This window comes from Mesorhizobium sp. M7A.F.Ca.US.006.04.2.1, assembly GCF_004022915.1.
GTDB lineage: Bacteria > Pseudomonadota > Alphaproteobacteria > Rhizobiales > Rhizobiaceae > Mesorhizobium > Mesorhizobium ciceri.
In genome coordinates this window covers 1-7,151 of the sequence record NZ_RZQA01000273.1, presented here as the reverse complement: position 1 = coordinate 7,151, position 7,151 = coordinate 1, and the positions used below count along the sequence as shown (strand labels likewise).

The 7,151-nt window shown below is 62.3% G+C and carries 11 protein-coding genes; 2 read left to right on the top strand and 9 right to left on the bottom strand.

Annotated elements, in window-relative coordinates:
• Positions 1 to 164: 164 nt before the first annotated feature.
• Entirely contained in the window at positions 165 to 401 is a 237-nt protein-coding gene (locus EN925_RS16295) for an Lrp/AsnC family transcriptional regulator (RefSeq protein WP_010909609.1), read from the bottom strand.
• 264 nt (positions 402 to 665) lie between these two features.
• On the opposite strand from EN925_RS16295, the gene EN925_RS16290 reads away from it, so the two are divergent.
• Positions 666 to 1,085 carry a DUF4864 domain-containing protein gene (locus EN925_RS16290; RefSeq protein ID WP_063167942.1) on the top strand — a complete coding sequence of 140 codons (420 nt, stop codon included), beginning with the start codon at positions 666 to 668 and terminating at the stop codon, positions 1,083 to 1,085.
• Positions 1,086 to 1,089: 4 nt separating this feature from the next.
• Here the strand turns inward: EN925_RS16290 and tgt are convergent, their stop codons facing one another.
• The 7 genes from tgt to coaD form a co-directional block, all read right to left on the bottom strand.
• The gene (gene tgt / locus EN925_RS16285; protein ID WP_013531821.1) at positions 1,090 to 2,220 is read right to left on the bottom strand and encodes a tRNA guanosine(34) transglycosylase Tgt; all 1,131 of its coding nucleotides are present in this window, start codon (positions 2,218 to 2,220) and stop codon (positions 1,090 to 1,092) included.
• Entirely contained in the window at positions 2,213 to 2,482 is a 270-nt protein-coding gene (locus EN925_RS16280) for a hypothetical protein (protein WP_013531822.1), read from the bottom strand. The genes tgt and EN925_RS16280 overlap by 8 nt, the downstream gene beginning before the upstream one ends.
• The gene (gene queA / locus EN925_RS16275; protein WP_127388488.1) at positions 2,472 to 3,560 is read right to left on the bottom strand and encodes a tRNA preQ1(34) S-adenosylmethionine ribosyltransferase-isomerase QueA; all 1,089 of its coding nucleotides are present in this window, start codon (positions 3,558 to 3,560) and stop codon (positions 2,472 to 2,474) included. The genes EN925_RS16280 and queA overlap by 11 nt, the downstream gene beginning before the upstream one ends.
• A complete protein-coding gene (locus tag EN925_RS16270; protein ID WP_013531824.1) occupies positions 3,560 to 4,009 on the bottom strand; it encodes a DMT family transporter in 450 nt (149 codons plus the stop codon). Before EN925_RS16270 ends, queA begins: the two co-directional genes overlap by 1 nt.
• A gap of 12 nt (positions 4,010 to 4,021) precedes the next feature.
• Positions 4,022 to 4,534: a peptidylprolyl isomerase gene (locus EN925_RS16265; RefSeq protein WP_013531825.1), complete on the bottom strand. Its 513-nt coding sequence runs from the start codon at positions 4,532 to 4,534 to the stop codon at positions 4,022 to 4,024.
• Between the two features lie 40 nt (positions 4,535 to 4,574).
• Positions 4,575 to 5,069: a peptidylprolyl isomerase gene (locus EN925_RS16260; RefSeq protein WP_224619653.1), complete on the bottom strand. Its 495-nt coding sequence runs from the start codon at positions 5,067 to 5,069 to the stop codon at positions 4,575 to 4,577.
• Between the two features lie 109 nt (positions 5,070 to 5,178).
• Positions 5,179 to 5,679, bottom strand: coding sequence for a pantetheine-phosphate adenylyltransferase (gene coaD, locus EN925_RS16255; protein ID WP_013531827.1), 501 nt, complete (start codon positions 5,677 to 5,679; stop codon positions 5,179 to 5,181).
• A gap of 322 nt (positions 5,680 to 6,001) precedes the next feature.
• Between coaD and EN925_RS16250 the strand changes: the two genes are divergently transcribed.
• A complete protein-coding gene (locus EN925_RS16250; RefSeq protein ID WP_081714296.1) occupies positions 6,002 to 6,154 on the top strand; it encodes a hypothetical protein in 153 nt (50 codons plus the stop codon).
• A 69-nt stretch (positions 6,155 to 6,223) separates the two neighbouring features.
• Here EN925_RS16250 and EN925_RS16245 read toward each other — a convergent pair.
• A partial coding sequence (locus tag EN925_RS16245) for a DNA gyrase C-terminal beta-propeller domain-containing protein (RefSeq protein WP_281040648.1) occupies positions 6,224 to 7,151 on the bottom strand: 928 nt, incomplete at its 5' end.

Below are 7,151 nucleotides of genomic sequence, written 5' to 3'. Positions count from 1 at the left end.
CTCCCCTGTGACGCCATTTCACTGGCGTCGCCGGAGAAAATCAAGCGCAATCGGTGATTTGGGAGATACGGGCGATCAGTATGTTGCGCCTGCCTAAAATTGAGGCAGCTGAAATATGACCTTGATCAGCCTTTGCCTCGTGCCCGGGCAAATGCGTTTACCGGCTAGAAAGCACGGAACGTGACGACGGTGAACGTGTCCTTGATGCCGGGGAGAATCTGCACCTTTTCGTTGACGAAATGGCCGACGTCTTCCTCGTCGTCGACATAGAATTTGGCGAGCAGATCGTAGTTGCCGGCGGTGGAGTAGATTTCCGAGGCGATCTCGGCATCGGCAAGCGCGCTGGCAACCTCATAGGATTTGCCGAGCTCGCATTTGATCTGCACGAAAAACGCCTTCATGGCTTCGTCCCGCTAAACGTCCAAGTCCAGCGGCCCTTCTGGCAGACTGGAGGCGGGCTTTCAAGCGCTGGAATCCGTACTCTGCCGGCCCAGGCCTGGGCTGCGACCTGCCGCAGCTCTCCGCCAGCATGCAACCTGCCGCCGAGCGCCAGCGATTATTCGCGATCGCTGAAACCGCGATGCGCTGCCAAGCGTATGTTATGATGCGTCTTCGGACAGCACCATTTCAAGGGAAGATGTTTCGCGGGACAACGGAGACAGGCCATGCGCCGCGCCTTTTTCGCATTCGCAGTCGTTCCATTCCTCTGCGTGTCGTCGGCATTGGCCGGCGATGCCGAGATCAAGGCAGGCCAGTCCGTCATCGACGGTCAGCTAAAGGCCCTCATCGCCAATGATGGCGCCACCGCCTACAGCTTCGCCGCCCCGAATGTGAAGCGGATCTTCCCGACCGTCGATGCCTTCATGAACATGGTGACCAACGGCTATCCGCCGGTGCGCAAGCCGCAGACTTATTCCTTCGGCAAGGTCGAGGAGACCGGTCCGGGTTCGATCGTCCAGCAGGTGCTGATCGTCGGCCCCGATGGCAAGGATTACGAGGCGGTCTATACGCTGCAGCAGCAGCCCGACGGCACGTTCCAGATCACCGGCTGCAGCCTGCGCGCCTCGAATTCGCTCAGCACTTGAGGCCTTACAGCAACGGGATATCGCCCCTCGCCCAGCCCTCGGTGATTTCGGCGCCGCGCGCCTCGAAGGTGCCAGCCTCGATCGCAGCGCGGATGTCCTGCATCAGTTTCTGGTAGTAGGACAGGTTGTTCCACGTCAAAAGCATGGCGCCGAGCGCTTCCTGCGAGCGCACCAGATGATGCAGATAGGCGCGTGAGTAGTCACGGGCGGCCGGGCAGTCGCTTTCCTCGTCGAGTGGGCGCGGATCGTCAGCATGGCGGGCGTTGCGCAGATTGACCTTGCCGCGCCTTGTATAAGCAAGGCCGTGGCGGCCGGCCCGTGTCGGCATCACGCAGTCGAACATGTCGATGCCGCGCGCCACCGACTTCAGGATATCGTCAGGCGTGCCGACGCCCATCAGATAGCGCGGCTTGTTATCAGGCAGCTCCGGACAGGTGATGTCGAGCATCTCGAGCATCACCGCTTGCGGTTCGCCGACGGCCAGGCCGCCGACCGCATAGCCCTTCAACTCCATCGCGCTCAGCGCCTGCGCCGATCGCACCCGCAGCGCTGCGTTGTCGCCGCCTTGCACGATGCCGAACATCGCCTTGCCCGGCTGGTCGCCGAACGCCGTCTTGCAGCGCTCGGCCCAGCGCAGCGACAGCTCCATGGCGCGCTCGATCTCCTTCATTTCGGCCGGCAGCGCCGTGCATTCGTCGAGCTGCATCTGGATATCGGAATCGAGCAGTCCCTGGATCTCGATCGACCGCTCCGGCGACATCTCGTAGGCGGCGCCATCGATATGCGAGCGGAAGGTGACGCCCTTTTCGGTCAGCTTTCTCAGCTTCGACAGCGACATTACCTGGAAACCGCCACTGTCGGTCAGGATCGGATGCGGCCAGCGGGCGAATTCATGCAAGCCGCCGAGCCGCGCCACACGCTCGGCGCCTGGCCGCAGCATCAGATGGTAGGTGTTGCCAAGGATGATGTCGGCGCCGACGCCGCGCACCTGGTCCATATACATCGTCTTGACGGTACCGCCGGTGCCGACCGGCATGAAGGCCGGCGTGCGGATTTCGCCGCGCGGCATGTCGATCACGCCGCGCCGCGCCTTGCCGTCGATTGCCAGAACCTTGAAGCTGAACTGCTTAGCCATTGAATTCCTTGTCGTGGACCGGGGCGTCCGGCGCCTGCTTGTCGAGCGACTGGCGGTAGTGGATGCAGCCGCGCATGAATTTTGGCCAGGGCGGCACGGCGATCGATGGTTCGGTTTTTTCCGGCAGCAGGTCCCACAGATCGGGGTGATGCCAGCACAATTCATGGCCGGTGGAATCGCGGTGCTGGCGAATGCCGGCGCGCAGTTTTTTCACTTCCGCGATCAGCGCATCGCGGTCAAAGGCTTGCAGATCATCGTCCATCGCTCGTCTCCGCTCGGAAAAGCAGGCTTGCGTCGCCATAGGAATAGAATCTGTAACGGTTCGCGATGGCATGGACATAGGCCGCGCGCATCGTGTCGAGGCCGCTGAAGGCCGAAACCAGCATGAACAGCGTCGAGCGCGGCAGATGGAAATTGGTCATCAGCATGTCGGCGGTGCGAAAACAGTAGCCGGGCGTGATGAAGATATCGGTCGGGCCGGACCACGCAGCCAGAGTACCGTCCTCACGCGCCGCACTCTCCAGCAGACGCAGCGAGGTCGTGCCGACAGCAACGATGCGCCCGCCCCTTGCTCTTGCGGCATTCAGGGCGTCCGCAGTGGCTTCGCTGACCGACCCGGTCTCGGCATGCATCTTGTGGTCGGCGGTGTCGTCCGCCTTGACCGGCAGGAACGTACCGGCGCCGACATGCAAGGTGACGAAGCGGCGTTCGACGCCTTTGGCGTCAAGCGCTGCAAAAAGCTCCGGCGTGAAATGCAGGCCCGCTGTCGGAGCCGCGACGGCGCCCTCCTCGCTTGCATAGATGGTCTGGTAATCGGCCCGGTCGCGTTCGTCGTCGTCGCGTTTCGAGGCGATATAGGGCGGCAGCGGAATATGGCCTACCGCGTGCAGCGCCTCGTCGAGGAACGGCCCCGACAGATCGAAGCCAAGCAGCGCCTCGCCGCCCTCACCTTTCTCGATCACCGTGGCGTCGAGCTGACCGAGGAAACAGGAATTGCCGTCATGGCCGAAATGGATGCGGTCGCCGGCGGCAATGCGCTTGCCCGGCCGCATGAAGGCCAGCCAGCGGTCCGGCGCCATGCGCATATGCAGCGTGGCTTCGACCTGCGCCGTCGCCTCGCCCCGCCGCCTTATGCCTTTGAGTTGCGCCGGAATGACCTTGGTGTCGTTGAACACCAGCACGTCGCCGGCACTGAGCAAGGACGGCAGGTCGCCAACCGTCCGGTCCTCGAGCCCTTCGCCGGGCTTGACCAGAAGCATCTTGGCGCTGTCACGCGGCTGCGCCGGGCGGAGCGCGATGCGCTCCTCCGGCAAGTCGAAGTCAAAGAGATCGACGCGCATCAGTAGAGCCGGACGAGCAGCGCTCCGGCTAAGAGCAGCACCGCGCCGGCAACGCGTCCCAGCGAGATTTCACGCACCGCGACGCCGAGGAAGCCGACGCGGTCGATGAGCATGCCGGCCAGCAACTGGCCGGCGACCAGAAACGCCATCAGCGCGGCAGCACCTATGCGTGGCGTCAGGATCGTCGACAGCGTGACATAGAAACCGCCGAGCATGCCGCCGGCCACGAACAGCCAGGGCGCCGGCGCTTTCCAGTCGAGCGAGATGCCTTGCAGCTTCACCACCGTAACGGAGATGATGCCGAGCACGATCGCGCCCGACAGGAACGAAAACGCAGCCGCCGCGACCGGGAGACCCAGGCCGCGCGCCAGCTGCGAATTGATCGGCGCCTGAATGGCAATGAAGGCGCCGGACAGGATGCCGAGAAGCGACCAGACGACGCCCATCATTGTCGTTTGCCCTTACTTGACGTCGGCCGCGACCTTCAGCGACACGATCTTGTCGGGATCCTGCACCGGCTCGCCGCGCTTGATCTTGTCGACATTGTCCATGCCTTCGATGACCTGGCCCCAGACCGTGTACTGGCGGTTGAGGAAGGCGGCATCGTCGAAGCAGATGAAGAACTGCGAATTGGCCGAGTTCGGGTTCTGCGAACGGGCCATCGAGCAGGTGCCGCGGCCATGGTTGGCGTTGGAAAATTCGGCCTTCAGGTCCGGCTTCTCAGAGCCGCCCATGCCCGCGCGGGACGGCGCGAAGGAAGGCTTGCTCGAATTGCCGAACTTGACGTCGCCGGTCTGGGCCATGAAGCCTTCGATGACGCGGTGGAAGACCACGCCGTCATAGGCGCCTTCCCTAGCCAGTTCCTTGATGCGGGAGACGTGGCCCGGCGCCAGGTCGGGGAAAAGTTCGATGACGACCGTGCCCTTGGTCGTTTCCATGATGAGCGCGTTCTCGCGGTCCTTGATTTCGGCCATGTCAGATATCCTTTTGAGAAAACAGAGTTATTTGGCAATTTTACTTGTCTGCGGCGATGCGCACCTTGATCATCCGGTCGGGGTCGGAGACCGTGCCGTTATCCGCCTGGTCGCCCTTCTTGATGTGATCCACCAGTTCCATGCCGCTGACGACATTGCCGACGATGGTGTACTGGCCGTCGAGCGGCGGTGCCGGAGCGAACATGATGAAGAACTGCGAATTGGCCGAATTGGGGTCCTGCGAGCGGGCCATGCCGACCACGCCGCGCTTGTAATGTTCGGTCTGCGAGAATTCGGCCGGCAGGTCGGGCAGGTCGGAACCGCCAGTGCCGACGGCCTCGGCGCTGAAACCTTTTTTCATATTGCCGAACTTGACGTCGCCGGTCTGCGCCATGAAGCCGTCTATGACGCGGTGGAAGGCGACGTTGTCATAGGCGCCTTGGCGCACCAGCTTCTTGATCTGCTCGACATGCTTTGGCGCCAGATCGGGCCGAAGCGCAATGGTGACGTCGCCGTCCTTCAGCGTGATGACCATGGTGTTTTCCGGGTCGGCGGCGAAGGCCGAGACCGATGCGGTCACAAGGCCGGCAAGCACAACGAGGAACGAGGCGAGCTTTTTCAGCTGCATATCTATCTCCGGAATCTTATTTCGCGAATTTGGCGGTGAGCGCACCGGCAACCGCCGCCGGGACGAAGGGGCGGATGTTGCCTCCCATAGAGGCAATCTGGCGGACAAGTGTGGCGGTAATGGTGCGCACGGACGGGCTGGCGGGCAGAAAAACCGTCTGCAACTCAGGTGCCATAGTCTCGTTCATGCCGGCCATCTGCATCTCATAGTCGAGGTCGGTGCCGTCGCGCAGGCCGCGGATCATGATCGAGGCGCCGTGCTTCCTGGCGGCGTCGATGACCAGCCCGTCGAAAGCGACGACCTTGATACGGGCACCATCGCTGCCGAATTCCGCCTTCGCCGCGGTCTCGATCAGCTTCACCCGCTCCTCGAAGGAAAACAGCGGCTGCTTGCCCGGATGGATGCCGATCGCCGCATAGACGATGTCGGCCACGGCCAGCGAAGCCTTCAGCACATCGAGATGGCCGTTGGTCAGCGGGTCGAAGGAGCCGGCATAGAGGGCGATGCGTTCGGTCATGGCAGGTGCTTCTAATGCATGATCCCAAAAAGTGGAAACCGGTTTTTGCGGACAAACGGTTTTTCTTTTGTCCTAGAGATCATGCTCAAATGAAAGCTAGAGCCTGTTCCATCTTCCGCCCACCAAGATGGAACAGGCTCTAGCGAGCCTCTCTCGCAAAGGCAAATCCGATCGGCGCGCCGGCCGTGAACCTTTTCCGGCACATGAACGACAGATGAACACGCTGATCACGAAGCCTTCACGCAGCGTTCACTAGGTTGCACCTTAATTAGATGAAACCAAAATCCCATCTATCCGTTGTTAGGCGCAGGAGAACACGCACATGCTGATCTACATGCTCGCCACCGCAATGACCGTCGCCATGCTGATCGCCACCGTATTTGGGCTGCATCAGGAGGCACAACGCATCCGCGTCAAGGCAAACACCAAGCGCTTCGAAGGCTTCGGCCCGCGTAAGCCATATCGCCACTACTGATAAAGCCTGGACTTGCTGCCGCGCCGGCCAGCTGGCCGGCGTTGCCATGTCAAAACCTGGGTGCCGGACTTAGTCCGCACCCTCCGGACCGGCGTCAGACGCCGCAGCGGCATCGGCACCGCCCTCGACGGTTTCTTCGCTTTCTTCGTCCGCTTGCGGTTCAGAGATCCGCTCGACCGAAACCACCTTTTCGCCTTCAGCCGTGTTGAAGATGGTCACACCCTTGGTGGCGCGGCTGGCGAAACGAATGCCGTTGACCGGCACCCGGATGACGGTGCCGCCGTCCGACACCAGCATGATCTGGTCGTCATTGCCGACCGGGAAGGTCGCCACCAGCCTGCCAATCTCGGCCGCCTTCGACACGTCGGTGGCGCGGATGCCCTTGCCGCCGCGTCCGGTCAGCCGGAAATCATAGGACGACGAACGCTTGCCGTAGCCGAATTCGGTCACCGTCAGCACGTACTGTTCGTGCGCCTTGAGTTCTTCGTATCGGCTGTCGGAAAGCTCTGTCTCCTCTCCGATCTCCTCATTGGTCAGCGCGATCTCTTCCTCTTCTCCGGCCGTTTCCGTGGCAAGCCGCCGCTCCGCCGCCGCGCGCTTCAGGTAAGCGGCGCGTTCCGCCGGCGAAGCATCGACATGCTCTATCACCGACATCGAGATGATGCGGTCGGTCTCGGCCATGGTTATGCCGCGCACACCGACCGAATTGCGGCTCTGGAAGACGCGCACGTCGCCGACGGAGAAGCGTATGCACTGGCCGGAACTGGCGGTCAGCAGCACGTCGTCCTTGTCGGTGCAGGTTTCGACGCCGAGGATCTCGTCGCCTTCTTCCTCCAGCTTCATGGCGATCTTGCCGTTGCGGTTGACCTGGACGAAGTCGGATAGATCGTTGCGGCGCACGGTGCCGCGTGTGGTGGCGAACATCACGTAGAGTTCGCCCCAACTGGCCTCGTCCTCCGGCAGCGGCATGATGGTGGTGATGCGCTCGCCCTGCTCC

What these genes read in the sequence shown, in the direction of transcription:
- EN925_RS16280 (WP_013531822.1), bottom strand. Translation starts at nt 2,482, where the DNA reads ATGGACGATGATCTGCAAGCCTTTGACCGCGATGCGCTGATCGCGGAA.
- EN925_RS16260 (WP_224619653.1), bottom strand. Translation starts at nt 5,069, where the DNA reads ATGGTCATCACGCTGAAGGACGGCGACGTCACCATTGCGCTTCGGCCC.
- coaD (WP_013531827.1), bottom strand. Translation starts at nt 5,679, where the DNA reads ATGACCGAACGCATCGCCCTCTATGCCGGCTCCTTCGACCCGCTGACC.
- EN925_RS16295 (WP_010909609.1), bottom strand. Translation starts at nt 401, where the DNA reads ATGAAGGCGTTTTTCGTGCAGATCAAATGCGAGCTCGGCAAATCCTAT.
- EN925_RS16250 (WP_081714296.1), top strand. Translation starts at nt 6,002, where the DNA reads ATGCTGATCTACATGCTCGCCACCGCAATGACCGTCGCCATGCTGATC.
- EN925_RS16265 (WP_013531825.1), bottom strand. Translation starts at nt 4,534, where the DNA reads ATGGCCGAAATCAAGGACCGCGAGAACGCGCTCATCATGGAAACGACC.
- EN925_RS16290 (WP_063167942.1), top strand. Translation starts at nt 666, where the DNA reads ATGCGCCGCGCCTTTTTCGCATTCGCAGTCGTTCCATTCCTCTGCGTG.
- queA (WP_127388488.1), bottom strand. Translation starts at nt 3,560, where the DNA reads ATGCGCGTCGATCTCTTTGACTTCGACTTGCCGGAGGAGCGCATCGCG.
- tgt (WP_013531821.1), bottom strand. Translation starts at nt 2,220, where the DNA reads ATGGCTAAGCAGTTCAGCTTCAAGGTTCTGGCAATCGACGGCAAGGCG.
- EN925_RS16270 (WP_013531824.1), bottom strand. Translation starts at nt 4,009, where the DNA reads ATGATGGGCGTCGTCTGGTCGCTTCTCGGCATCCTGTCCGGCGCCTTC.